Here is a 26,054-nt window from a genome sequence, read left to right as displayed (position 1 = left end):
TGTTCAGCGTCGTTAGCGTAATACCAGAGAATGCACCAGCATCGGCAGAACAGCCGATTTACAGGAAAAACCGCAGTGCCAGAAACAGGGCCATTCCCGAGACGATGGTCCACAACAGATGCCGCGTGACAGCCACGAACACGATACTGGCAATGCCGGCCACCAGATACTCGTTGTGCAAGCTCAATTGCATCTCGCCCTGTGGTGCCAGCATCATCGGTACCGTGATGGCACTCAGAACAGCTACTGGCACATAGCGCAGGGCCTTGATCAACCAGGCCGGCATGGGCAAGCGGCCACTGAGCGCAAGTACCGGATATCGAACACCGAAGGTGACGATCATCATGCCCAGAATCAGGAGTGCTTCCTGCCAGTGAGTCATGATGGCAATTCTCGAGATTTCGACATGGTCGTGCGCCTGCCACCGACCTCCACCAGCATGGCAATGGCAATCCCCGTCAGAGAACCCAGCATCAGACCCAGTTGATTGGGCCACTCACGCAACAGCAGTGAGACGGCACCTGCCACAACCGCACACAGGATCATCGGAACGTTCTGCAATAGAGGTACCACGATACCGATGAAGGTCACGACCATCGCAAATTCCAGCCCCCAATTGGCCATCCCCTGAAGTTGCGTGCCGGCTACCATGCCGATAACCGTACACAGCAACCAGTTGGAATACATCGCCATCGACGAGCCCAGGTGATACCAGTGCGTGAAGGGGGAGTCATCGCCTCGGGCATAACGTTGCACCACCACGGCAAAGGTCTCGTCGGTAAGCCAGAAACCCAGCGGAATCAGCCAGCGCTGCGGCAGTCTCGACAGATAGGGTCCGAGAGAGGCCGAATACAGGGCATGGCGCAGATTCACGACAAACGTGGTGAGAACAATCACGAGGATACCGGCCCCTTGCGCCACCAGCCCCGCTGCCACGAATTGCGATGAACCTGCAAACACGAACAGACTCATGCCCAGGGTTGCGGCTATCGACAATCCGGCATTGATGGCCAGTGCGCCGAACAGTATGCCGAACGGGATGGCGCCTACCACCACAGGTATCGTGTCACGTGCGCCGGACCAGAATTCCGAGGATGCGTTTGACATGCTGATCGAGATACAAGCTGTTAGGGGACGCAAACAGTTGATTTGCCAGCTTATACTATCTGATGCCAACGCGTTTTGGTTGCCCCTGCGACAAGTGACACTAGTACTGGTGCAGTTGCTCTGGCAAATGCACCCTCCCGCAGCGCGGAAGATCAGCCATCAGTCTCGATCCCGATAACCTGCTCCACCAGTGGATGCACCTGGAAGATCATCGTCGCCAGTGGTGGCAAGGTCAGATTTACCGAGTCGGGTCGGCCATGTGACGGAATGCTCGCCGCCATCACCTCCCCCAGATTACCCACACCACTGCCACCGTAGGCGGTACTGTCGCTGTTGAGTCGCTCGATATATCGACCGGGTACAGGTACGCCGATTCGGTAGTTGTAATGCACCACAGGCGTGAAATTGCAGACAACAACGACAAGGTCTTCAGCGGCCTTTCCGTGCCGAATGAATGCAACGACACCGTTGTCATTGTCCGTGCAATCGATCCACTCGAACCCTGATGAATCGCAGTCCCTTTCGTAGAGCCCCGGTGTGTTCCTGTACAGCCGATTCAGGTCCCGCACCAGCCTCTGCACGCCTGCATGTTGAGGATCATCCAGCAGATTCCAATCCAGCTCACCATCGTAGGCCCATTCGCGACCTTGCGCGAACTCCCCTCCCATGAACAGGAGCTTCTTGCCGGGATGCGCGTACATGAACGCGTAATACAACCGCAAATTGGCGAATTGCTGCCAGGCATCCCCTGGCATTCGTGCCAGCAGCGAGCCTTTGCCGTGCACCACCTCGTCGTGGGACAAGGGCAGAACGAAATTTTCAGTGAAGGCGTACAGCAGGCTGAAGGTGATCTTGTCCTGATGAAATCGTCGATGAATCGGATCTTCCTTGAAGAAGCTCAGCGTATCGTGCATCCAGCCCATGTTCCACTTGTAGGTGAAACCCAGGCCGCCCAGATAGACAGGCCGAGACACCATTGGCCAGGCAGTGGATTCCTCAGCCATGGTCATCCCGCCGTGAGCATGCACCACCGTGTTCATCTGTTGAAGAAAGGCCACGACTGCCAGATTTTCGTTGCCTCCATGTTCGTTGGGTATCCACTCGCCATCTTCACGTGAATAATCCAGATAAAGCATTGATGCCACCGCGTCAACCCGCAATACATCGATGTGATATTCCTCTATCCAGAACAAGGCATTGGCAAGCAGGTAGTTCACTACCTCATTGCGCCCATAGTTGAAAATCAGAGTGCCCCAATCGCTATGCGCCCCCTGACGCGGATCGGCATGCTCGTACAGATGAGTGCCATCGAACTCACCAAGCCCATGGGTATCGCGAGGAAAGTGCGCAGGTACCCAGTCCAGAATCACACCAATGCCTTCGCGGTGACAGCGATCGATGAACATCTTGAACTCGTGTGGTGTACCAGAACGCCAGGTTGGCGCATACATTCCGATGGGCTGATAACCCCATGAGCCATCGAACGGGTGTTCGGTAACCGGCAACAACTCGATATGGGTATAGCCCATCTCCTTTACATATGGCACCAGTTCATCGGAGAGTTCCTGGTAGCTCATCCATTGCGAGTACTCACCAGCCTTGCGTTTCCATGAGCCCAGATGCACCTCGTAGATGGACACCGGTGCATCCAGTGCGGTCGCGCTGGCCCGGTTTGCCAGGTAATCGCTATCGCCCCATTGCATCTCGATATCATCCGGGACAATGGAGGCGTTCCCCGGGGGCGGTTCGAAGTAGCGTCCAAAGGGATCAGCCTTGAGTGGCAACAAGGTGCCGTCGCGCCCCTTGATTTCGAATTTATACAACTCACCGGGCATCAGACCGGGAACGAACAGATCCCAGGCCCCGCTATCAGGGTGTGCCCGCATGACATGTCGGCGACCATCCCAGTCGTTGAAAGGTCCGACGACACTCACACGCCGGGCATTGGGTGCCCAGACGGCAAAGTGTACGCCGGTGACACCATCGCATTCCATGACTTTGGCACCCAGCTTGTCGTAGAGCTTCAGATGGGTACCCTCACCCATCAGATATCGGTCCATGTCACCCAGCAGTGATGGAAATCGATAGGGGTCATCGATCGTGCAGTACTCCTGACCTGTATGCACACGTAGACGGTAACCGTTGGTGGCAGGAAGCAAAGTGGCTTCGAACAATCCGGGATGCCTCATCGACATGTCGGCCAATACCGAGCCCCGATGATCTACCACCTCGACCGCGTCAGCCTGTGGTTGCAGCGTACGCACCACGACGTGCCTGTTCTCGGAATGCGGCCCCAACACCGCAAACGGATCATGATGATCTCCACGGGAAACAGCCTCCACGGTCTCTCTGTCGACAACGGTCATGGCAATGTCCTTTTATCGTACGCTGTGCAGGCTTTGTCCCAACATATCCGGCGTCACCAGCACCACGCCCTTGTCTGTCACGCGAAAGCCGCGTGCTCTGTCCTGCTCATGGTCCTCACCAATGACCGTATTCTCAGGCAAGTGACAACCTCGATCGATGATGGCCTTTTGAATGCGGCAATGACGCCCGACCTCGACATCTGGCAACAGCACCGAATCGGTCACTGTCGAATACGAATGCACCGTGACATTGGAGAACAACAGCGAGCGGTTGATTCTTGCACCTGATATGACGCACCCCCCCGACACCATGGAATCGTGCGCTTCTCCGCGCCTGTCATCGTCATTGAATACGAATTTTGCCGGTGGCAGTTGCGTCTGATGCGTCAGGATCGGCCATTCCTGATCGTACAGGTTCAATTGAGGTTCCACAGATACCAGTTCCATATGCGCCTCCCAGTACGCGTCCAGCGTTCCGACATCCCTCCAGAAAGCCTGTTTACCGGTGTCCGCATCACGGAATGGGTAGGCAAACACATTGTTGTTTTCGATCATCGACGGAATGATGTCGTTACCGAAATCGTGCTGTGAGTCCTCGCTGTCCGCATCCGCAATCAATTGGTCGAAAAGAAACTGCGTATTGAAGATATAGTTACCCATCGAGGCAAGGGTCAGTGCGTCATTGCCGGGAATGGGCGTCGGGTGATCCGGCTTTTCATCAAAACGCAGCACACGACTATCCTCGTTCACCGTCATGACGCCAAACGAACCGGCTGCTTCGGCAATGGGGACTTCCAGGCAAGAGACGGTCATATCCGCCTCGTTGGCCACGTGAAAAGCCAACATGGGTCCATAGTCCATCTTGTAGATATGATCGCCGGAGAGCACCAGCACGTAATCGGGTTTATGCGTTCGGATGATATCCAGATTCTGATAGATGGCATCAGCGGTGCCGGAATACCACTCGTCCCCCGTGCGTTGTGATGCAGGAAGCACCTCCACGAACTCACCCAGTTCGCTCTGGAAGTTGCTCCACCCTCGCACCAGATGGCGTACGAGAGAGTGCGACTTGTATTGAGTGAGCACTCCAATACGACGTATTCCCGAATTGACACAGTTCGACAACGGAAAATCGATGATGCGACATTTTCCGCCAAAGGGCACCCCCGGCTTGGCTCGCCAGTCCGTCAACTCATACAGCCGCGAACCACGCCCGCCTGCCAACACCAATGCCAGCGTCTTTTTTGTCAGACGACTAACGTAGCGAGAATCCTGATCAATTGCCATACATGAATCCTTCTGTTTCCAGTCAGTGGTTATCGAACATTTGCCAACGGATGTCGAGTGAGTTTGCCAGCCCTGTTTGCATGTCACATGACCCACCGCTGATGGTTCACGGTGGTTTCTTGAGGGAGTGGCTACTACTCTGGCATGACATACAAAGTCCCTTCCAGATAGCGACGCAGCGTACTCTCGGTACCGTCTGCCCACAGAGCCTTCAAGGCACGCGTGAACGGTTGGCTGAAGAGCCTGACGTGAGCCAGATCCCCGTAAATTTCACGCATGCCAAGCCAGGCCCCCGGATCAGAGCGAGCTGCACGAGCGCGCTCGACAAGGTGACCCCAGGAAGGGTCGTTGGCTTCGATAACGGCGCCACTTTCCGTCTCGCCAAAGCAGTAGCGGCACCACAGAGCTGAAGCGAGTGCCAGCCCCTCTACGCTATCGCCCTCGGTCGTGCGATCGATGATGCTGGGTACGATGAACTTTGGCTGCCTGTTCGATCCGTCCAGACACAGGCGCCGCACGGTATCCACCACGTGCGGATTGCGGAAGCGCGATACGATCGCCGCATAGTAGGCTTCAAGGTCAGTATCGGGTACAGGCGGTACGATGGGTAGAATCTCCTCGCGTTCCACCCTGTCCAGAAAGCCGCTAATCAGTGGATGTGCCATGGCGTCCCCCGAGCCTTCGATGTCGAGCAACCCGGCCGGGTAGGCAATCAGGGCGTGTCCGCCATTGAGGATGCGAATTTTCATGGTCTCGAATGGCGTCACATCTTCCACGAATTGAACGCCAACGGCCTCCCACCGAGGGCGACCGTCCACGAACTTGTCTTCAAGTACCCACTGCAGGTAGTCCTCACAGAATACCGGCGCTGCATCGGCTATACCCAACTTGTCGGCGACAAGACGTCGCTCCCTGTCGCCGGTGGCGGGGGCAATCCGGTCAACCATCCCGTTGGGAAAACTCGAATGCGCATCGATCCACAGCGCCAGCGCGGGTTCAACCAGGCTCGCCATGCCGACCACGGCACGCCGAGTCACCATACCGTTATGTGGCAGATTGTCGCAGGACATCACGGTGAAGGCCTGCTGACCTCTGTTCCGCCGTGTTCTCAGCGCTCGTGTAATCAGTCCGAATACCGTGGAGGGTGAATCGAAATTCGTGGCATCCGCCTTGATCGCCGGGTGTTGCGCATCAAACAGGCCACTCTCAGCGTCTACAAAGTAACCCCCTTCGGTTACCGTCAGTGACACGATACGAATCGCCGGATTCTCCAGTGCCGCCAGAATGGCCGCGCTGTCAGCCGGTGGCAGGTAATCGATCATGACTCCGGTGACGCGGGAATCACTTGTGGTTGCAGATTGCGCAGTCACCGTGCCCAACCAATCCTGGCTCATCAGCTGATCGCGCGCCTGCGCATCACCAGGCATGACGCTCGCGCCAATGACGGCCCAGTCAAGGTCACGTCCCTCGTTCATCAGAGCGTCCAGATAGATACCTTGATGGGCCCGATGAAAGTTGCCCACGCCAAAATGCACGATTCCGGCGGACAATGAATCTCGCCCATAGCAAGGTCGAGCAACCGCTTCGGGCAGGTCGTCAAGCGTCTCCAATGAGAGCGATACCCCCCTGGCCCGCACAGTTGTCTCGTCCGTTGTCATGGAGATGCCTCACGTCAAGTGTCAGAATCGTTGACAAGTGATGCGGTATGGCTACCGCATCACTCGGTTCACTGCTCTTTCGTGCAATCTGCCTGATTACGTCGCTGGGGCAGCCTGCATCGGACCGGTAGAGGCGTGATCACCCTTCTGCATTGCCTTGGATCGTTGTAGATCCCACCAGGCAAAGACAAAATAGATCAGCGTGCACCAGATGGTTACGCTATAGAACATCTCCCTGTTGACATAGTAGGCGTAAAGATCCGGGCTGTTGAACAGCACGCGCCAGGCTAACACCGCCGGCACGACCAGACCGACCAGGATCCACACCGCTCGAATTCCCTTTGTCAGCGTGGATGTGTCCTTGACATCGACATGGGTTTCCGTCGCCGCCAATCTGGCATGGTATTCCTCGACCTTCCTGTTGAACTCCTGCTCCCGCTGCTCCGCTTCCGGGTAGCTCTCGCCGGCGCCCGCTGCCTTCGCCAACAGGGTGTAGCAGACAATCGCGACCATCCAGGTCGGCAGGAACAGGTATACGAAATACAGGATACCGGTGGCATTCAGCCCGAAGCCGAACACCAGACAGATCGCCCAGGTTATCAGCGCCGGTTTGTTGTCCCTGAGCCCCTTCAGGCGGTGCCAATTGCTCTTGAGGCCGAGCCGAGGAAAGACATGCTGTTCGGCGAATACGATACCGCCAATTGGTACGAGTACGAGTCCTGCGTAGGCCAGAATAGGCAGGATCTGGCGGTAGATGAACGGGAAGCAGCTGCCGACGACGACCACAGCCCCGACGGCAAGCGTCACTTTCTGGCGCGGAACCTTGGGGAATACCGCTTGAGCTGCAAGACCTGCGCGATAGAGATTCGGATTGGCCGTTGTCCATCCCGCGATGATGACGATGACAAAACCGGTGGCACCCAGCGCGTAGTAGGCAACATCCCCCGGTGACACCACTGCAATGCTCAGCTTCATCATGGACGCCGTCGCGGCCCCCATCAGTGCGGCAGAAATCCAGGCAACGTAATGACCGAACATCATGCCGGTTGCAGTGCAAAGACCGTAAACCGACTTCTTCGCATAACGCAGCATCGCCATATCAACCAGACCGAAATGCGCGAAGGTGTTCGCCGCCCAGGCGAAACCAATCACTTCCACCAAACCGATCCCGGGCTGCCCTTCAGCATTGATGCCGGTAAAGACAGTCGCGCCCGCGAGGTTCACGAATTCGGAGAAACTGGCCAGCGTTGTATATCCGGTCAGAGTTTCATTCAACGCCGGTATCAGTACCATGCCACCAGCCGTGAACATCACCATCAGCCAGGGTGTGCAAATGGTGGCAAACTCGGCCACCACGTTGAAACCGTAGTAAGCCACTACCACCGCTATCACGCTTGCCGAGGCGGCAATGGCGGCGAAGGCAAGATTGCTGGGATACGGATAGATCTGCGGTGGGATATCGAACAGTACCCGAACCGCGGTCGCCGACACCGTGATCATGGCTGCCGAAATGGCCGCGAATATCAATACATTCGCGCCATTGTAAATCCGCGAGGTCATATCCCCAAGGTGATATTCGATATAGGTGTACAGGCTGAGCCGGGTCTTGACCGCGATCGGCGCGGTGATCAGCCAGAAGCTCATGGCGGCAAGTGTGTTGCCGATGAGGAGCCCGAGCAGGATATCCTGGATGCTGGCGCCCATCGCCACGAAGGCAGCACCGATGACAAACTCGGTTGCGGCGACGTGTTCTGCGCCATAAAGTCCAAGGAAATGTTTGGGCCCGTGTAGCCGGTGTTTTGGCACGGGTAGCAATTCGTCGTCCATCTCCGATATGGAGTGACCTTGATCGGTTGCTGTATCTACCATCGGTTTACCCTCTCCTGATTGATGATTGTTCGACACACAGCCATCCGGCAGCGTGTCGATCCCTGTTACCGGTTAAGCATCTCGACTCGGACCATCTGTTTCTCGGTTACCCACTGAGAGTTCTTGAGCGCATCTTCAATGGTGGCAGCGTCCTCCAGAACGTCGGCGAACTGTTGGCCGACCGCAGTTGCAATTCCCGTGAACTCGGGAAAGGCCACGAATTGCACTCCGGTGTAAGGCACCTCTTCTACCGTTGGTGCCGTCGGGTCCGCCGATTCGATGCTGGCGAGCGTCATGGCGGCAAATGGAACCTTCTGATACTCAGGGTTTTCATACAAGGACTTGCGAGTTCCCGGTGGCACGCTGGCCCACCCGTCAATCTCTGCAACCAGGGCAAGGTAGTCTTTCGATGTTGCCCAGGCCACGAATTTCTTCGCAGATTCCTGTCTGTCGGTGCTTGTGGGAATGGCCAGCGCCCAGGCCCACAGCCAATTGGCTCTCTTACCCAAACCGTTGTCGGGTGCCATGGCGAAACCCACGGAGTCGGCAACAGTAGAATCCTCGTTCATCACGAACTGACCGGCGGCTGTAGCATCTATCCAGATGGCGCACTGGCCCTGTTGAAACAACGCCAGATTTTCCTGGTAGCCCTTGGAATGGGCATCCACCGGACCGTACTTCGATAGCAATTCTGCATAGGTGGTCAGAGCGCTGTTCCAGGCTTCACTATCGAGCTGGGGTTGCCAGTCCATGTCAAACCATCTGGCACCAAATGAATTCGCCATGGATGTCACTAGCGCCATGTTTTCTCCCCAGCCAGCCTTGCCTCGCAGACAGATCCCGGAAACACCCTGTTCCCGATCCGTCAACGCACTGGCAGCCTCTATGATGAAATCCCAGGTAGGCTCCTCCGGCATTTCCAGGTCCGATGCCTCGAACAAGTCAGTGCGATACATCGTGAAGGAAGACTCTCCATAGAATGGCGCTCCGTACAGCACCCCGTCGTACGACAAACCGGCTCGAATTGGCGGTAGAAGGTCGCCAATATCATAGCCACCCGGTAGATCATCCAACGGCACCAACCAGTCCCGCTCCGCCCAGATGGATGCTTCATAGGTACCTATCGTGACCACATCGAACTGGCCGCCGCCGGTGGCTATGTCTGTTGTCGCACGTTGACGCAAGGTGTTTTCATCAAGCGTCACCCATTCCACGGTAATGTCAGGGTTGGCTTTTGTAAAATGTTCCGTCAAGCCCTGCATACGAACCATGTCGCCATTATCGACGGTTGCAATGGTAATCGTTTCAGCCATCGCAGCTGAAAAGGTTGTGCTGAGAGCAAGACACGCGATCGGCATTGATGTGATACGTGTGGTTTTCATCTTCGGTCCTCCTGGAGATGTGAAAGCACTTTGATCGTTACGAGAGGCAATGAGAGCGCTCGGCCGGCGACGGGACAGGCCTACTCGGCAGGTCTCCGCCTGCGGAATCGGACGAGAAATGTAGTGTTCTCGGTAAGCCCTGCACATCGATGATCGTTCCTCACAGAAACTGTTATCACCGGGCACAACCTGAACATACGCTCGTCAAAACAGTCAAACCAGTACATAACTGCTCGATATCGGTACAACCCTGCAAGTTGCCGGTTCGCAATGAAGTCAGTTGGTACGCTTGACGAGGACACACCAACGGCCTCGAGGACACGCTTGGCTGCGTATCGGAAACTGCTGCGCAAGAGACAAGACTACCGTACCCTTTCACGTAGTCGCTACGGGTAGTCACTCATTGACACCCGCTCGGAAACGCATCGCGTTGTCGCTCTTGCGCGAAACAGATCCATTCACAGGTGAGCGGTACGATGAAAAACTCTCGCCATACGAGTAATTCATCGAAAATTTTCCAACGATCACGTGGTGCATCAATCTTCGATATGACGGCGACCACATCCTGCGGACCTGGCATACCGAAATGCAGATATGGAAAAACCCACGTTAGGCCTATTCTGGCAGGAGGCGTTACGGAATGATGCATAGTCAGGGATGACCTTGCTAGCTGCCCACAAAGGCACTCAGGTCATCCACCACAAGAGCCGCAGCAGACCTGGCGATGTGATCGCGGGCCTTCCGCCGATCGATCAGCTCGCTCTAGCACGCGCAGAAAGCGCAAGCCACAGGATTTGACAACCCGCTCGGGGGAGTATGACGTCTCCAGAATGAACTCGAGAAGTCCAAATGCGGCTACGTCACCGGACAGGGGAATTGAAGTAGATCGGATTCGATCCCCTGTTCTCGATCAATCACACCCTGGCCATGCACCGTGCCAATGTCAATCGCCTGGTTCATTGCCTCTGCTGCACCACCAGGAAACCCGAGGCACTGGTGCAACATCAGCGGATCCATCTAGCCAACCACAATCGGATTATTCGGCAGAAGCAGAGAGCAAGGGGTCCGGTGATGTGACAGATCAAGCAACAATACAATTCAAGTACTTCTTGACGAACCATCGAACACATCGAACACATCGATCGAAGTCAGTTTTCAGTTGCTCCGGTGTAAAAAATACACCGGAGCAAATTTCACTACATGAAGGATTTTTCGACAGGATTATGGTTGAGGAGTAATGGTGACTCGCAGCACACTGCCGTTCAGACTGACGCTCTGGCCGCGACCACTCAGGCTGCTGACTCGTGTGTCCGGGTCTATATCACCGGTATTGGCTTCGCTTTGCCTCTGAACCTGATTCGCACCGGTACCAGGCTCCTCATCCAGCTCCGTCCCTGCATCCCAGATGGCAATATCCGATTCCAGCACTGCTCCGGATACCGGTTGACCATCGACGAAAAGATCCAGACTGTTATCCGCATCGGTCGCTGTGTAGAACCAGTCGTTTGACGGGATAAACATCGTGACGAAATCCAGCTTGTCACCATCGACTGCCTGCAGGGTGAATTCGTAGGAACCACCCGGACCAATTGGCCCAGGAGCTTCAGCACCGACAGGAATACTGAATGCCACCGAGCCAGGTACGGCTTCAGCATACGGCGCGACATTTCCATCTTCGGCGACCGCTTCCAAACCGGCGTTGGCAGCATCACGAGGCAGCAGCAATGGACTATCGTCTTCATTTCGATGCACGATGAAGACGCCCGGTGACAATGGAACAGCCTGAGTAGTATTATCGGACAACACGTTCAATGTGTCTGCTGTGGAAATGTTTTCCAGCAAGACCGAGAACGTTGTTGCATTGCCTGCATCGATCTGCCCACGGATCTCGCCCGCAGCGTTAGCGTCGGTATGAACGTTGAAATACAGTTCACCGCGATTGAATGCACCTATTTCATCATCAGTCAAGGCCCTGGCATCCGCCGGTACAGTCCAGGTCGATCCGCCGTCGGCGCTCGTCAGACCAATCAGCACCGGACCAGTGGAGCCTGCGAAGCCGCGATGGATATGAGCCATGGTTGCATCACCCGACAGGTTGCTGACACCCACCGTGGCGGTCACCATACCATCGGCGTCAACGGAAACCTCTGCCGAACCACTGGCGCCATCCGGCACAGCTACAGGCACTGGTATTTCCTGTGCAGCGCTGAGAGTCACCGAGATACTCTGAGACTCATCAATGCCCGACTGGTCGACGTCGTCATCATCGTCACTACTGCTGCAAGCACCGAGCGCAAGCAGGACTGACAAGGTCAACACGCTCTTCAATGGCGCATTCATTGGTGATTTACGTTTTTTCATCACGAATCCAAATAGTAGAGAGAGGGCGGATCACTCCCGCAGACAGTCAGAAGAGCTATCCATGAGCAAGACAGATATCTGTCCGAGACAATGACGGGATCGAGCAGCAAGGATCGCCGACCATGAACATATGCCATGGCCGGCATTCCATTCGTTCCCGATTCGCGTCTAAGGTTCCCGGCTCGAAGGTTGATTCGGACTACAAGTATGCCAACCGGCAGTTTTCTTCAGGAAAGGCCAAAATGCCATCCGCTCATTGCACACCAACAGTGAGGCACACACTGCACTCACGCCAGCTGCACGCTGGCAAGGCGCCATTTCGACCCTGTCTATACTGCAACATCCGCCTTGATTGCAGGATGTGGGTCATACCCCTCGACCTCGAAATCCTCGATTCGATAATCATCGATATTCGCGGCCTGGCGTGTCAGGCGCATCCGAGGTAATGCGCGAGGTTCACGCGAGAGCTGCTCACGTGCCTGCTCGAGGTGGTTGAGGTACAAATGCACATCGCCACCTGCCCAGACGAACTCGCCGGGGCGCAGACCGGCTTGCTGCGCCAGCATCAGCTGCAGAGCAACGGCCCCAACATAATTGAACGGTGCGCCGAGCAGCAGGTCAACCGAGCGCTGATACATAAGACAATTGAGCCGGCCATCCGAAGTCACGTGATACTGATAGATCATGTGGCAAGGTGGCAGCGCCATCGAACCCAGCTCGGGAACATTCCAGGCGTGGAAGATCATGCGCCGGCTCGCCGGTGTTTCCTTCAGCATACGGACAAGGTCGGCAATCTGATCATATTCACGACCATCATTACCCAACCAGCGACGCCACTGCTTGCCATACACCGGTCCAAGCTCGCCCCACTGAGCCGCGAAGGTATCGTCATCCATGATACGTTGCTCGAATTCCTCTTGCGAAATCTCATCGCCCGTTTCGCGACGATAGCTGGCCAGGGGCCAATCGCTCCAGATCCGCACATTCTCGCGCAGTAACGGCTGAATGTTAGTTCCACCAGTGAGAAACCAGATCATCTCCTTGACCGCGGTTTTCCAGTAAACACGCTTGGTGGTCAGGATGGGAACTGTACCGCCTGAGAGATCAAAGCGAATCATGGCTCCGAAAATGGAGCGAGTACCAACCCCGGTACGATCCACTCGTTCGTCGCCACGTTCCAGAACCTGGGTGAGCAAGTCGAGATATTGGTATTCCGGGTGTCTCATGCAGATCAGGCCGTTCGCTTGTCATAGGCGCTGTACAACAACCACGCCCCTAGCAGAATCATCGGGAAGGACAGCAGCTGTCCCATGGTCAACCAGTTGAAGGCGATGAATCCCAGATCAGCATCCGGCTGTCGAACGAACTCGATGAAAAATCGGTAGATGCCGTAGCACAGGACGAACATGCCGGACACCGCCCGACGTGGTCGCTCAGTGGATGAGAACCACCAGACGATGAGAAACAGCACGATGCCTTCAAAGAAGAACTGGTAGAGCTGATTGGGGTGACGCGGCAAGTCGCCGGCATGGGGAAACACCATACCCCAGGGCACATCGGTCACCCGGCCATACAACTCGCCGTTGATGAAGTTGCCGATGCGCCCGGCGCCCAGGCCGATCGGGAAGGCCGGCGCAAAGAAGTCGGCCACCTGGAAGAAGGTGCGTTGGGTTTGCCGCGCATACAGCCAGAACGCCACGATGACGCCCAGAAAGCCTCCGTGAAACGACATGCCGCGCCAGCCGTATTCACTGAACGGATTGATGGCGTCCAGCGGCCGCGTCAGCAGAATGTCGGTCTGGTAGAACACCAGCGAACCGATCTTGCCACCGAGCACCACACCCAGCACGATGTAGAACACCGCATCACCGATCTCGTCAGGATTCCAGCCGGAACCGGGTTTTCTGGCCCGATGGGTGGACAACCACCAGCCGGCCAGGAACGCCACCAGGTAGGTGATGCCGTACCAGTGCACGGTCAGCGGTCCGAGCGAAAACGCTACGGGATCGATATCAGGATATTGCAGCATTCGGGACGTTGATCCGGAGAGGGTTCGGAAGGCAAACAAGCCGATAATTATACCCGCAGAGCGCCGCTTGGTTCCGTGAATTGCCGAATCAGACTGATCGGCAACCCTTCCACCCAACGATCAGTCACACGGCATGGCATGACGGGCAGTGACAGGAAAAAAAACGATCATGAGCCGGCAATGGACCGGCTCACCTTGGCCTGTTCCTACAGCAGGCGGGCGATGCAACCGGTCAGGTACAGCGTCTCCGGCATGGCAATATTGACCGGGTGATCCGGCCCCTGCTGCAAGGGAGCCAGTACCTGCAGACCCAGACTGCCCCGCGGTGTGTTCTGTCGCATCTGCTGGAGCAGATCATCATGACTCAGAGCCTGTGAACAGGAGGCACTGACGATGATGCCACCGGGGTTCAACAGACGCATGGCCAGACGATTGTTCAGCGCATAGTGCCGCAAGCCCTGCTCCCGGTCCTTGCGACGTTTGATGAAGGCAGGCGGATCCAGCACGACCACGTCGAATCGTTCACCGTCTTCGAACAGTGATCGCATGGCTTCGACCGCATCGTCACAACGAAAGCTGACGCGATCCTGCAGGCCGTTCGATACGGCGTTGGCTGTTGCCCCGTTGACAGCCTGCTGCGATCCATCAACGCCGATGACCTCTCGTGCTCCGCAGGCGGCAGCGTTCAGTGCAAAGCCCCCCAGGTAGGTATACAGATCCAGCACGCGCCGCTCCCTGACCCAGGGCGCCAGCGCTGCTCGGCTGCTGCGATGATCGTAGAACCAGCCGGTCTTCTGCCCCAGCTCCGCCGGCACATCGAACTGCAGACCGTTTTCCCGCACAGACAGCACCTCGACCGCCTCGCCAACCACCCACTCGCGATATTCGGGCAGATGCTCAAGCTTGCGCACTGGTGCATCGTTACGCAGGTAGATGGCCGTGGCGCCAGTAACCGATTGCAAGGCATCGACGATCTCGTCACGGTACCTCTCCATGCCCGCTGTCGTGATCTGCACGACCAGTACATCGTTGTAGCGGTCGACGGTCAGCCCGGGCAGAAAATCACCTTCACTGTGAACCAGCCTGTAGCAGGGATCATCGTACAGATATTCACGCAGCTCCAGCGCACGCTGCAGTCGCGCCCGCAATACCGTGGCATTGAACGGTTCGCGCGCGTCACGACTGGTAACCCGGGCGGCAATCAGGGAGTGAGGGTTGACGTAGGCGTGAGCCAGGAATTTGCCGTTGGCAGATTCGAGCGTGACAGAGGAACCCGGCTCCAACCCCTTCAGAGGAGTCTGCTCGGTATCGATCTCGTTGGAAAACACCCAGCCGTGCCCGGCCAGTACGCGACGTTCTTCACGCTTCTTGAGTTTGAGTGCAGTCACGCGGACGGCGAGCCTCCGCGGTTGGAGCACTGCATCAAGGCAGTGCGGAAAATGGAAGCCGTTGAAACGGCCGGGGAATTACTGTTCGAGCGCAGCCAGAATCTGGTCTTCCAGTTCGCCGCGTACGGCAATGATCTCACCCAGTCGAGACAGATCACCCGCGAGCATGTCGACATCTTCAGCAGTGCCCTCAAAGGCGTCATATTTGTCATTGAAATCCACCAGGTAATCAGTGGTTTCGGCGATGGCAGGATAGACATCGGCAGCGACCTCCTTGACGGCTCGCCGGCGTTCCTTGCCCTCAATGATACGCTGATAAACCTCGAAGTGCCCCATTGCCGTGTAGTCCACCATGATCTGGCAGAAACGTCGTAACTGATCGGCTTCGACCGAGTGGGATTCCTCGTTGCGATTGTCGAACGAACTGACGCCCGAAAGTTGACAGTAACTGACGACCACTTCCTGACGCAGCTTCACCAGTGCAGCAATGGTGTTATGCAGGCGCTCACGACGCTCCACACCCGTAGGGGGAACAGGGTTGGAAGCTTCAGCATTGACTGTCGACATGTGCATCTCCGGCGGGTACTGGTGAGTATGACAATACTGTATTGATACAGCGCCATCTGCATGAAGCAAGGATGTTGCCATCTGGAGTATCAATTCAACCACAACTGTTGTCTGTTTACTACAGAAAATCGTAAAAAAGCGTTTCCTTGCTGGCTTTCAAGCAATTGATTTTAAAGGATATTTTCAAAGATACCCTGACAGCACATGTTAGTCGTCACCCGCATTGTCCCAATAAATCAGATAATGGAAATAATCCTCGGCGGCCACGTCCGCCTCCGAGACGCAGCGACCCGCCACCGAGATGCCTGCAGAGATGACGCTCTGCCGATTACCACTCACCAGAGGATGCCAGCTCTCCAGTGATTCTCCCTGTGCCAGCTTGCGGTAGGCACAGGTCTCGGGCAGCCAGCTGATCTTCTGTTCGGTCAGGGGGCGAACCGCCAGACAATCCGGCACCTTGCTGAAGCGATTGCAGTAATCCTTGCAGCGGCCGCTGTCACCATCGAGTTGAATGCAGGAAACCCGGGTGAACCAGACTTCGCCGGTGTCTTCATCTTCCAGCTTCTGCAGACAACAACGACCGCAGCCATCACACAGGGATTCCCATTGCTGGTCGTTCATTTCGTCCAGCGACAGGGTCTCCCAGAATGGACGATCGTCTGTCACCTCAGGCAGACGCCTCCTCGTGATACCGAATCAGACGCTCGACTTCGTCGGCCGACCCCATGATCACCGGTACGCGCTGGTGCAGGGAATCCGGCTGAATCTCCAGAATGCGTTCGGTCCCCGTATGAGCCAGACCACCGGCCTGTTCGATCAGCATGCCCATCGGGTTGGCTTCGTACAGCAGCCGTAATTTGCCTTGCTTGCCTGCCGCCTGCAACTTGGCATCCATCGGATACAGGAAGACGCCACCGCGGCACAGGATACGGTGAATGTCACCCACCATGGAGCCGGCCCAGCGCATGTTGAAGTTTCGTTCGCGAGGCCCCTCCGTACCGGCATTGCACTCCTCGATATAGCGCTTCTCGGGTGCCAGCCAATGTCTCGCATAGGACGCATTGATGGCATATTCGCTGGTTTCTCGTGGCACGTTGATATCCGGGTGCGTGAGGATGAACTCCCCGACGCTGTTGTCCAGCGTGAAGCCCGCCACCCCGTGTCCGGTGGTCAGAACCAGCATGCTGGCCGAACTGTAGAGGCAATAGCCGGCGCAGACCTGCTCGGTGCCGGCTTTGAGAAAATCGCTGTCGCCGGGTGCGGACGAGTCCACGTGACGGGTAATCGAGAAGATGGTGCCGGTTGCACCATTGACATCGATATTGCTGGATCCGTCCAGTGGATCGAACGCCAGCAGGTAGTCTCCGCGAGGAAAACGATTCGGGATCGGATAATGCTCATCCATCTCCTCGGAGGCGATACCCGCCAGCAGGCCGGACCGTTGCATGGCATCAATGAAAACCTCATTGGCGATGATATCCAGCTTCTTCTGGTCTTCGCCCTGCACATTCTCCTGTCCGGCAGCGCCAAGAACGCCTGCCAGCTCGCCCAGCCGCACCAGGTTCGACAGGCGCTTGCAGGCCGTCGCGACATCGTTGAGCAGCGCCGTGAAGGCTCCCCGCGACTCGTTCTGGGCGCGGCCCTGCTCGATGATGTATTGGGTAAGTGTCGTGCCAAGCTCGCTCATCAGATTTCCACCATGTCAAAGTCATCCTTCACTGCGCCACAATCCGGGCAGCTCCAATTCAGAGGGACATCATCCCACAACGTGCCGGGGGCGATACCATCATCGGGCCAGCCCTGTTCCTCGTCATAGATGAGGCCGCACACGCTGCAAAGATATTTCCTGTATTTCACCACGAATAGTCTCGTATCGATCCACTGCGTCGCATTGTCTCATTTACACGGCTGACATGCCGTAATATGCACGTACCGATTCATGCATCAACCGCCATCCGGAGCCCACCGTGTCCAGCAGCCGTTCGTCCACAGAATCCAATGCCGCTCAGCAATTGTTTGATCGTGCCCGGAAAGTCATTCCCGGTGGGGTCAATTCACCGGTTCGTGCCTTCGGCAGTGTCGGTGGCACACCACGTTTCATCGCCAGCGCCAGTGGTGCCTACATCACCGACACCGAAGGCAAGCGCTACATCGATTACGTGGGCTCCTGGGGACCCATGCTGCTCGGCCACGCTCACCCCGAGGTGATCGAAGCGGTACAGCAGGCAGCGGTCAACGGTCTGAGCTTTGGCGCTCCCACCGAGCTGGAGGTGCAGATGGCCGAGCTGATCTGCGACATCGTACCCTCGATGGACATGGTCAGAATGTGCAGTTCGGGAACCGAAGCCACCATGAGCGCCATTCGCCTGGCCAGAGGCTTCACCGGACGCGACGATATCCTGAAGTTCGAAGGCTGCTATCACGGACATTCGGATTCGCTGCTGGTGAAAGCCGGTTCCGGTGCACTGACTCTCGGCGTACCCAGCTCACCCGGTATCCCTGCCGACTTCGCCAGACACACGCTCACCCTGCCCTTCAATGACAAGGAAGCGGTACGAGCCCTGTTTGCCGAACGGGGTGACAGCATCGCCTGCATCATCGTCGAACCCATTGCCGGCAACATGAACTTCATCGAACCAGCCCCCGGCTACCTGCAGACGCTGCGCGAGCTCTGCACACAGCACGGAACGGTACTGATATTCGACGAAGTCATGACCGGTTTCCGGGTCTCGCTCGGCGGTGCCCAGGAACTGTACGGGGTCACTCCTGATCTGACCACGCTGGGCAAGGTCATTGGCGGAGGCATGCCGGTGGGTGCCTTCGGCGGGCGTCGCGACATCATGGAACACATCTCTCCGGTGGGCCCTGTCTACCAGGCTGGCACCCTGTCGGGCAACCCGATTGCCATGGTGGCGGGCATCAAGACGCTGGAACTGCTCAAGGCCCCTGACTTTCATCGGCAGTTGCACGAAAGGACAGGCCGCCTGCTGCACGGCTTGAAAGAGGCTGCCGACCAGCACGGTATCGACTTTCATACGGCGCATGCCGGCGGCATGTTCGGTTTCTTCTTTACCGATGCCGCCGAAGTCACCGGTTTCGACGGCGTCATGAAATGCAATCTCGAACAATTCAAGCAGTTCTTTCACGGCATGCTCGACGCCGGCGTGTACCTGGCGCCATCGGCCTATGAAGCGGGTTTTTCCAGCTCGGCGCACAGTGATGCCGATATCAATGACACCATTACCGCCGCCGAGCAGGTGTTTGCCAGCATGGCTGCCAGTCGATAGTACGCGTTGAACAATCAGGGAGCCAGCAGCATGTCAGGACGTTGTATCGCCATGTGGTCGGGACCACGCAATATTTCCACGGCCATGATGCGTGCCTGGGAGAATCGTGACGACACGGTGGTGGTGGATGAGCCTTTCTATGCACATTATCTGCAAAGCACCGGCCTCGACCATCCGATGCGCGAAGAGGTCATTGCCAGCGGCGAAACCGACTGGCAGGCCGTGGTGCAATCCTTGATCGAACCACCTGCCAGCGGCATCTACTACCAGAAGCACATAGCCACACACTGGCTCCCGCATTTCACTACCGAGTGGCTGGACTCGCTGGATCATGTCTTCCTGATCCGCGAGCCCGAGCCAGTGGTGGCGTCCTACTCGATCAAGCGAGAAGGCCTGACGGCCACCGACCTGGGTTACGAACAACAGGATTTTCTGTTCGATCTGTTGCTCGAACGTACCGGTGCTCGACCGGCAGTCATTGACAGCAAACGCTTTCTGGCAGACCCGGAAGCACAACTACGCTCTCTGTGCACCCACCTGGATATTGCCTTCGATACAGGGATGCTGTGCTGGCCCGCCGGTGCACGCGACTCCGATGGTGTGTGGGGCGCACACTGGTACGACGCGGTCAACGCCAGCACCGGCTTCGCACCGGCACGCAACAAGGAGCTGGCACTCACAGAGGATCAACTGATCGTTGCCAGAGCCTGCCGCCCTTATTATGAACGCCTGCGTGAACACGCCATCTGAGCGCCAGGCTACACAACCGTGTCTTCGTCATAGTGGCGCATGGCCTCTACATCCAGCAGCTCGATTTCGTATTCTCTGACGCCCAGCAGGCCTTCACGAGACAGCTTCGCCAGGGTTCGCGAAAACGTGGCTGGCACGATCGACAAACGGGAAGCGATGACGTTCTTGGGGGCCTGTAATCGAACCACTGCACTGTCGCCGTCATACCCCTCTGGCAGCTGCCCGAGCAGATAGGTAATGAGCCGGGACGAGGCCGTGTGCAGACTCAGGCGCTCGATATCGGCAACCTGTTCGTGCAAGCGTTCGGTCAACCTCTTGAGCACTGAAAAACAGGCGGACGTGGACTGCTGCAGTTCGCTGCAATAATGCTCCCCGTTGACGGCCCAGACGGTACTGGCCCCAATGGCTGCGGCATCCACCGGATAGACTCGGCCTCTGGCAAAAATGACCGCTTCGGCAAACGTACTACCGGGTGTGACCAGGCTGATGATCTTCTCGGCGCCATTCGGGTGGCGTCTGGCCAGCTTGATCTGACCCGTGGAAAGCAGAAACACGGAAGGCGCCGCATCGCCCTGACTGAACAGGACTTCACCGTCCTGCAGCAGAACCAGGCTCATGCGATCGACAATGGCTTGCAGACTATGCCCTTCCAGACCCGCGAACAGGTCTGCCGCCTTGAGTTGTGACAAGGCTCGTTCTCGCTGAATTCCGGACAGACGCGTGATGACTTGAGGCACGAGTTCTCGACAGTTTCTGATTCAGCCCGTGTACAGGCGGTCAGTCATTATGGCTCAGAACCGTAATTCATTCCTTGAACCCTTGCTCGCGAACCACCCGTTCAATCTCGACGTGGTGGTATGGGCTTCCTGCCAGCATGCTCCGCGAATCTCGCCGCTCCATTCGCTGAATGGGTACCCGGCGACTGGCAGTTCTGAAGAACGCAGCGCCGTGCTTGGTCGACCGGTGAATGCCTCGCAACACCATCAGTGAGTCAAGGCATAAACCACATAATTGATTCCCAAGCGGTACGCCTGCGTGGTCAATCGTGCCGGATACCTGACATCGTCGGCATGTTCCCACGCGTCGCCAAGATCCTGATTGAAGTTGACCGCCACCATGACGCGCCCCTGATCATCCACGATGCCTCGCCAGTGAGGATGACGACCGCCCTTCTCCCAGGTCTGGTTGTTCAGCCAGGCACGAATGCCGGGAATCTGCTCGCGTTCCGCCAGATCGTACACGACGTGGAATATCTCGCTGTCATTGCTCAGCTCTTCGATGGCTCGATCCGGGAAGACCAGACTCATGATGTACTCGAATTGCTGCCACTCGGCCTGACCATGAAAATCGTCAACCATCAGAAAACCGCCACGCAGCAGATATTCTCTCAACTGGGCGATCTCGTCCGGCGCCAGACTCAGGAAACCGACCTCGACCACGTAGATCCATGGATAGTCGAACACATCGGTGCCTGCCATGCGCAACACCACACCCTCTGCTGCCACATCGATCGAGGTCAGTCTGTCCAGGCCGGTGGAGAAATGCGTTTCCGCCTCTGGCCAGTCTGCCTGCCACCGGGGCCAGCCATCATAGCCACCACCATACATCAGCCGGGCAAATACGAACTCGTTTGCACGTGATGTCGCAGGAATCAACCACACCAACGCCAGGGTGATGATCAGGGCTGTGGAAACACGCATAAAGGCACCAGGATGCAATCTGCCTGATTCGATAATCGTGCATTCAGCCGGCAAGTGCAATGATTTGCCTGAGCCGTGTGTCGGGAGAGCCTGATATTGCGAAAGTCTGTGTCGTCACAAATCAATTCGAGCGACACCTTGTAAGATCATCGATTGGCAGAGCGTCAAGCTGGCATTTCAGCGTTGCAGGGACGACGTTTCGCGTCGGCCTGCAAGAGAGAGCGCCGAGACTCCGCTGCCGGCAGTCAGTTACAGGAGAGTTCTACGCTCGATGGAAATCGTCAACACACTCGCATTGGTGTTCGCACTCGTGGCCATCGGCTACACCCTTGCGTGGCGTGGCATCCTGCGCGACGGAGCTGGAGAAGCCCTGGGGGATTTCGTCACCACCGTGGCCATCCCGACCTTGCTGTTCCGCACCCTGTCTCAGGCAGACTTCGGCAGTGTCACGCCGGTCACTCTCTGGATGACCTACTTCACCTCGATCATGCTCACCTGGGTGGTCGCGACGATGCTCATTCGACGCGGCTTCGGCCGCGACGCGCGTTCCGGTGTGGTGGCAGGTCTGTCCGCCAGTTTCTCCAATCTGCTGCTACTGGGATTACCGGTGACATTCGCGCTGTTCGGACAGGCCGGAACCGAAACGCTGTCACTGATCCTGGCAATACACCTGCCGATCATGATGGCAACTTCGGTGATACTCAACGAGCGAGCCGAAATCATCGACGGCTTGCGTGATCAGCAGACGGATCCGTGGACCACCCTGCGGCGAATACTGGTGTCGCTGGCATCGAATCCTCTGGTACTGGGTATCGTGGCTGGTGTGATCTGGCGTTTTCTGCCGGCCGAACTACCCGGTTTTCTCAGCGAGCTGATCGACCGACTGGCAGCTCTGGCAGGTACCCTGGCGCTGATATCACTCGGACTCAGCCTGCGCCGTTTCGGCATTGCACGCAATGTGCCGCAAGCGGCGACGATGACCGCCCTGAAACTCCTGCTGATGCCCTGTATTGCGACACTGATGTCACTGGTCTTCGGCCTTTCTCCATTGCAGGCGGAGATCGTGATAGTCGCTGCCGCCATGCCGACCGGTGTCAACCCCTACCTGCTGGCCACACGCTTCGGGACCGGCGAGGCCATTGCCTCCAACGCGCTGTTGCTATCCACTCTGATGGCACCAATAACCTTGTTGTTCTGGTCTTTCGTGGCACGAACAATCTTCTGATGCTGCAATCGCATCAGCGCCCTTGCGGGTAGAACCGAAAAAGCATGTTCCCCATGCTTCGAGCCTGCGGCAAGCGGAACACGCCGTCGGCTTCATCGAATGGCGTATCGCCTTGCTGAAGATGATGACGCAACGCATCTGCATTGGCATAACGCAGGTCCATGCCGACGATGCCGGGTTGTCCATCGGCCAGTATTTCCTGCGGCAGCGCTCCAGACTCCGTCTCGATAGCCTGGCTGGACAACAAACTGATTTTGCCATTGGCGCTCTGCAGACGATAACCACCCTCGACTTTGTCCGCCGCTCCGTACAAGGCACTGAATTTCCCTACCAGTGCCTCCTGACTGTCCGGTTCGGCCAGAATGGTAATGCCACAGATACCATGCACGGTATTCGGATGTGCCAGCCACTCCGGCACATAGATCAGTTCTGGCCGATGTTGCTGACACAGAAAAAACGACAAGCGTGGCCAGCGTGCATCGGGCAACAATGCAAGTGTTGTCTTCGTCCTGTCTTCGCTGCCATCTGGCAGAGTGACGTCACGGCCGAATTCCAGATGACCGGCAAGCTCGAACCCCGCCGCCTGTGCCTTGCGGGCATCGGCTTGCGAGTCCGTGCTGTGCAAGGCGGTCAGTGCCACGCCTTCACGTTGCATCAGGTGCTCATGAACATGACGCCCGAAATGAAAGTCACCGGCGGGCACTTCATCGATCAGGGAGTCGTCAAAGATCCCCATGATCTCGATCAGACAACCATTGAACATGGCCAGCGACGTGCTGGTACCCCAGGGGTGCTTGCCAATGGGGGTCATGTTGAAGCCCATGGACATCAATCGATCACGCAACTGCTCGATATCGTGTACGGCGATCAGTGGGTGGTCAATGCCGAAGGGTGCATTCATGTCTGGATGGCTACTCGATGAAGGAGACTTTGGCCGCACCGATGGCACGAGCCTTGGTACCGACCACGGCCGTATTGTCAGGCACGTCCTGCAACACGATGGAGCCGGCGGCGACATTGGCGCCGGCACCAACGCGGATATTGCCCAGTATGACAGCGCCGGCGCCGATGACCGCGCCCCGCCCAATGGCAGGATGACGGGTTGCCCCACTGTCATTGAGAGTACTGCCCAGGGTCACACCGTGCCAGATCGACACCTCCTCCTCGATGACCACCGTCTCGCCAGCCACGAAGCCCAGGCCATGGTCCAGCCAGAAGCCCGCACCTATTCGGGCACCGGGATGGATATCGGTGGCCAGCGCCCTGCCGCAGACAGCTTTCAAGGCCAATGACAGATCCGCATCACCCTCATTCCACAGCTGATGGCAGACACGGTGCGCCATGACCGCCTGCGCTCCGCGTGCATACAGCATTGTGGCGGCAACACCACCGGGTTCGAAGTTGCGGCGTGCCGTCTCGGCGATGTCATGTTCGCACAAGGCAACCAGAGACGGGTTCTCACGGAACACTCTCGCCACCTGTTCCCTGACCTGCCGATTACCCTGACACAGGCCTGCCAGAACGGCTGCAGCCAGGTCGGCAAAGCTGGCCATGGTATCCGTGTCCACACCCAGCATGGCAGCGATATCCGGCCGGCTGTCCAGCAAGCGCAGCACGTCAGACATCACCCCTTTTCCGGAAACGTCGTTCATTTTCTCTCCCGACAAGTAAACGCTGCGCCATCTGCACGCATTGCCCTGACCCTCCGCGGCCTCTTGATCCTGATCACACACTGTAACCGGCCCTTCGGCTGCCCCACCTGCACCGAACACAGGCTCTCACGCTATGCTGACAACCGGGCATCCACCGCTGTCGAAACCGGTATCAATACAATCATTCATGTCACATATCGAACACAAGCAGGCGCTGGCCTTCATGACCATCTGTGCCGAAGGCTCGATACGGGCCGCTGCAGAATACCTCGGCATCGAGCCATCCACCATCAGCCGCCAGATTCAGGCGCTCGAGAAGTCGATGTGCATCACCCTGATAGAACGTGGCCGCAAGGGTATCAGAACGACGGAAGCCGGCGCATTGTTGTTGCAACACCTGAAACGTCAGCAGCATGAGCTGGAAGACATCCAATCCGAATTCGATGCCTTGCGTGGCATGCGCCGCGGTCGCATCATCATTGCTCTGGGAGAGGGTTTTGTCAGCGATTTCATCACGCACACCCTGCCTGAATTCAGTGCCAATTACCCGGGTTTCACCTTCTCGCTGCAAACCGGTTCCACCGACACCGTACTGCATGCCCTGCGCAATGATCAGGCACATATCGGCATCGCCTTCAATGCACCCGGGGACAATGCCATTCGCGTCATCGGAGAGACCACTCGACCGCTGGACCTGATGGTCGGTGCAACATCGGCCCTGGCCGATCTGCCTGAAACACTCGACATTCGGCAACTGGCAGATCTGCCATTCGCCCTGCTCAATCCGGGTTTCGGTGTTGGAGCCATGGTGCGTGACGCCGAAATCCGCTACGGCATTCATTTCCAGTCGCTGGTTGAAACCAATTCACTGACTGTACTTCGCAACTTTGTGCGCGAGGGTCTTGGCTTGACGATATTGCCCTCCTTTGTCGTCACCCGCGAGATCAGCGATGGTGTTGTCATCAGCAAATCGCTGAACAATCCGGAGTTGCATGCCGGCGAGGTATCGGTGTTGTGCCGCAGTGGTCGACGATTGCCGGAAGGCGCCTTGCGTCTGGCGCAACATGTCTTGCGCTCCATGACCGCATTTTCCACCCAGAACATCTCACCGCCGACGGATTGAGCCGAACCGGTGGACTCGGATCGTCCAGACTGCCCAGCCCGGCATCAGCGTTGCACCACACGCAACGATAAACTCCAGACATTGCACTTCTCGTCATGGATCGATAAGGCTATATTGTCAGTCGTGACCTTGCTGTTGTCCGGCAAGTCTCGGACCGGGTCGCCGTCATGCGCAACAGCCGTTTTGTCGAGTGTGGCCCCTCGGAGACTGTGTTCGACTCCCCCACCAGTGAATACACCCGACTTCTGCTCGACACGGCTCCGCGACTGGATCCGCACACTCGATCAATCACTCAACCTTAAC

General features: G+C 57.1%; 24 protein-coding genes. 5 read left to right on the top strand and 19 right to left on the bottom strand.

Annotated elements, in window-relative coordinates; genetic code table 11:
• Positions 1 to 58: 58 nt before the first annotated feature.
• The 15 genes from ACUNV4_RS05320 to ACUNV4_RS05250 form a co-directional block, all read right to left on the bottom strand.
• On the bottom strand, positions 59 to 382 hold the full coding sequence (locus ACUNV4_RS05320; protein ID WP_430877472.1) for an AzlD domain-containing protein: 324 nt from the start codon (positions 380 to 382) through the stop codon (positions 59 to 61).
• Entirely contained in the window at positions 379 to 1,107 is a 729-nt protein-coding gene (locus tag ACUNV4_RS05315; RefSeq protein WP_430877471.1) for an AzlC family ABC transporter permease, read from the bottom strand. The genes ACUNV4_RS05320 and ACUNV4_RS05315 overlap by 4 nt, the downstream gene beginning before the upstream one ends.
• 152 nt (positions 1,108 to 1,259) lie before the next feature.
• Entirely contained in the window at positions 1,260 to 3,473 is a 2,214-nt protein-coding gene (glgB, locus tag ACUNV4_RS05310) for a 1,4-alpha-glucan branching protein GlgB (protein ID WP_430877470.1), read from the bottom strand.
• 12 nt (positions 3,474 to 3,485) lie between these two features.
• Complete coding sequence (gene glgC, locus ACUNV4_RS05305; RefSeq protein WP_430877469.1) at positions 3,486 to 4,760, bottom strand: glucose-1-phosphate adenylyltransferase; 1,275 nt, start codon at positions 4,758 to 4,760, stop codon at positions 3,486 to 3,488.
• A 134-nt stretch (positions 4,761 to 4,894) separates the two neighbouring features.
• Positions 4,895 to 6,418, bottom strand: a complete 1,524-nt coding sequence (locus tag ACUNV4_RS05300) for a mannitol dehydrogenase family protein (protein WP_430877468.1) — start codon at positions 6,416 to 6,418, stop codon at positions 4,895 to 4,897.
• 96 nt (positions 6,419 to 6,514) lie between these two features.
• Positions 6,515 to 8,287 (bottom strand): purine-cytosine permease family protein, encoded by a 1,773-nt coding sequence (locus ACUNV4_RS05295; protein ID WP_430877467.1) that lies wholly within the window; start codon positions 8,285 to 8,287, stop codon positions 6,515 to 6,517.
• A gap of 65 nt (positions 8,288 to 8,352) precedes the next feature.
• Positions 8,353 to 9,600: an ABC transporter substrate-binding protein gene (locus ACUNV4_RS05290; protein ID WP_430877466.1), complete on the bottom strand. Its 1,248-nt coding sequence runs from the start codon at positions 9,598 to 9,600 to the stop codon at positions 8,353 to 8,355.
• A gap of 1,290 nt (positions 9,601 to 10,890) precedes the next feature.
• A complete protein-coding gene (locus ACUNV4_RS05285; RefSeq protein ID WP_430877465.1) occupies positions 10,891 to 12,030 on the bottom strand; it encodes a spondin domain-containing protein in 1,140 nt (379 codons plus the stop codon).
• A 329-nt stretch (positions 12,031 to 12,359) separates the two neighbouring features.
• Positions 12,360 to 13,256 carry a thymidylate synthase gene (gene thyA, locus ACUNV4_RS05280; protein WP_430877464.1) on the bottom strand — a complete coding sequence of 299 codons (897 nt, stop codon included), beginning with the start codon at positions 13,254 to 13,256 and terminating at the stop codon, positions 12,360 to 12,362.
• A 5-nt stretch (positions 13,257 to 13,261) separates the two neighbouring features.
• The gene (gene lgt, locus ACUNV4_RS05275) at positions 13,262 to 14,059 is read right to left on the bottom strand and encodes a prolipoprotein diacylglyceryl transferase (RefSeq protein ID WP_430877463.1); all 798 of its coding nucleotides are present in this window, start codon (positions 14,057 to 14,059) and stop codon (positions 13,262 to 13,264) included.
• 206 nt (positions 14,060 to 14,265) lie between these two features.
• Positions 14,266 to 15,447: a class I SAM-dependent rRNA methyltransferase gene (locus ACUNV4_RS05270; protein ID WP_430877462.1), complete on the bottom strand. Its 1,182-nt coding sequence runs from the start codon at positions 15,445 to 15,447 to the stop codon at positions 14,266 to 14,268.
• 78 nt (positions 15,448 to 15,525) lie between these two features.
• Complete coding sequence (locus ACUNV4_RS05265) at positions 15,526 to 16,014, bottom strand: sigma D regulator (RefSeq protein ID WP_430877461.1); 489 nt, start codon at positions 16,012 to 16,014, stop codon at positions 15,526 to 15,528.
• A gap of 207 nt (positions 16,015 to 16,221) precedes the next feature.
• The gene (locus ACUNV4_RS05260; protein WP_430877460.1) at positions 16,222 to 16,680 is read right to left on the bottom strand and encodes a YcgN family cysteine cluster protein; all 459 of its coding nucleotides are present in this window, start codon (positions 16,678 to 16,680) and stop codon (positions 16,222 to 16,224) included.
• A gap of 1 nt (position 16,681) precedes the next feature.
• Positions 16,682 to 17,701: a class 1 fructose-bisphosphatase gene (locus ACUNV4_RS05255; protein WP_430877459.1), complete on the bottom strand. Its 1,020-nt coding sequence runs from the start codon at positions 17,699 to 17,701 to the stop codon at positions 16,682 to 16,684.
• On the bottom strand, positions 17,701 to 17,871 hold the full coding sequence (locus tag ACUNV4_RS05250) for a rubredoxin (protein WP_430877458.1): 171 nt from the start codon (positions 17,869 to 17,871) through the stop codon (positions 17,701 to 17,703). Before ACUNV4_RS05250 ends, ACUNV4_RS05255 begins: the two co-directional genes overlap by 1 nt.
• A gap of 110 nt (positions 17,872 to 17,981) precedes the next feature.
• Here ACUNV4_RS05250 and hemL point away from each other — a divergent pair, with 110 nt between their 5' ends.
• Together hemL and ACUNV4_RS05240 are read left to right on the top strand one after the other, a co-directional pair.
• Positions 17,982 to 19,301 (top strand): glutamate-1-semialdehyde 2,1-aminomutase, encoded by a 1,320-nt coding sequence (gene hemL / locus ACUNV4_RS05245; protein WP_430877457.1) that lies wholly within the window; start codon positions 17,982 to 17,984, stop codon positions 19,299 to 19,301.
• 30 nt (positions 19,302 to 19,331) lie between these two features.
• On the top strand, positions 19,332 to 20,051 hold the full coding sequence (locus ACUNV4_RS05240) for a sulfotransferase-like domain-containing protein (protein WP_430877456.1): 720 nt from the start codon (positions 19,332 to 19,334) through the stop codon (positions 20,049 to 20,051).
• Between the two features lie 8 nt (positions 20,052 to 20,059).
• Here ACUNV4_RS05240 and ACUNV4_RS05235 read toward each other — a convergent pair whose 3' ends face one another.
• Both ACUNV4_RS05235 and ACUNV4_RS05230 read right to left on the bottom strand, forming a co-directional pair.
• Positions 20,060 to 20,788: a Crp/Fnr family transcriptional regulator gene (locus tag ACUNV4_RS05235; protein ID WP_430877455.1), complete on the bottom strand. Its 729-nt coding sequence runs from the start codon at positions 20,786 to 20,788 to the stop codon at positions 20,060 to 20,062.
• A 246-nt stretch (positions 20,789 to 21,034) separates the two neighbouring features.
• Entirely contained in the window at positions 21,035 to 21,751 is a 717-nt protein-coding gene (locus ACUNV4_RS05230; protein ID WP_430877454.1) for a DUF4159 domain-containing protein, read from the bottom strand.
• Between the two features lie 271 nt (positions 21,752 to 22,022).
• Here ACUNV4_RS05230 and ACUNV4_RS05225 point away from each other — a divergent pair, with 271 nt between their 5' ends.
• A complete protein-coding gene (locus tag ACUNV4_RS05225) occupies positions 22,023 to 22,976 on the top strand; it encodes an AEC family transporter (RefSeq protein ID WP_430877453.1) in 954 nt (317 codons plus the stop codon).
• 13 nt (positions 22,977 to 22,989) lie between these two features.
• Here ACUNV4_RS05225 and ACUNV4_RS05220 read toward each other — a convergent pair whose 3' ends face one another.
• Together ACUNV4_RS05220 and ACUNV4_RS05215 are read right to left on the bottom strand one after the other, a co-directional pair.
• Positions 22,990 to 23,877 (bottom strand): VOC family protein, encoded by an 888-nt coding sequence (locus ACUNV4_RS05220; protein ID WP_430877452.1) that lies wholly within the window; start codon positions 23,875 to 23,877, stop codon positions 22,990 to 22,992.
• 10 nt (positions 23,878 to 23,887) lie between these two features.
• Complete coding sequence (locus ACUNV4_RS05215; protein ID WP_430877451.1) at positions 23,888 to 24,628, bottom strand: serine O-acetyltransferase; 741 nt, start codon at positions 24,626 to 24,628, stop codon at positions 23,888 to 23,890.
• A gap of 187 nt (positions 24,629 to 24,815) precedes the next feature.
• Between ACUNV4_RS05215 and ACUNV4_RS05210 the strand changes: the two genes are divergently transcribed.
• The gene (locus tag ACUNV4_RS05210; protein WP_430877450.1) at positions 24,816 to 25,751 is read left to right on the top strand and encodes a LysR family transcriptional regulator; all 936 of its coding nucleotides are present in this window, start codon (positions 24,816 to 24,818) and stop codon (positions 25,749 to 25,751) included.
• Positions 25,752 to 25,918: 167 nt separating this feature from the next.
• A complete protein-coding gene (locus ACUNV4_RS05205) occupies positions 25,919 to 26,053 on the top strand; it encodes an ABC transporter ATP-binding protein (protein ID WP_430877449.1) in 135 nt (44 codons plus the stop codon).
• Position 26,054 lies beyond the last annotated feature (1 nt).

It is taken from the genome of Granulosicoccus sp. 3-233, from assembly GCF_052681095.1.
The sequence above is the reverse complement of the archived record's forward strand: the minus strand, read 5'-3'. Positions and strand labels throughout refer to the sequence as shown.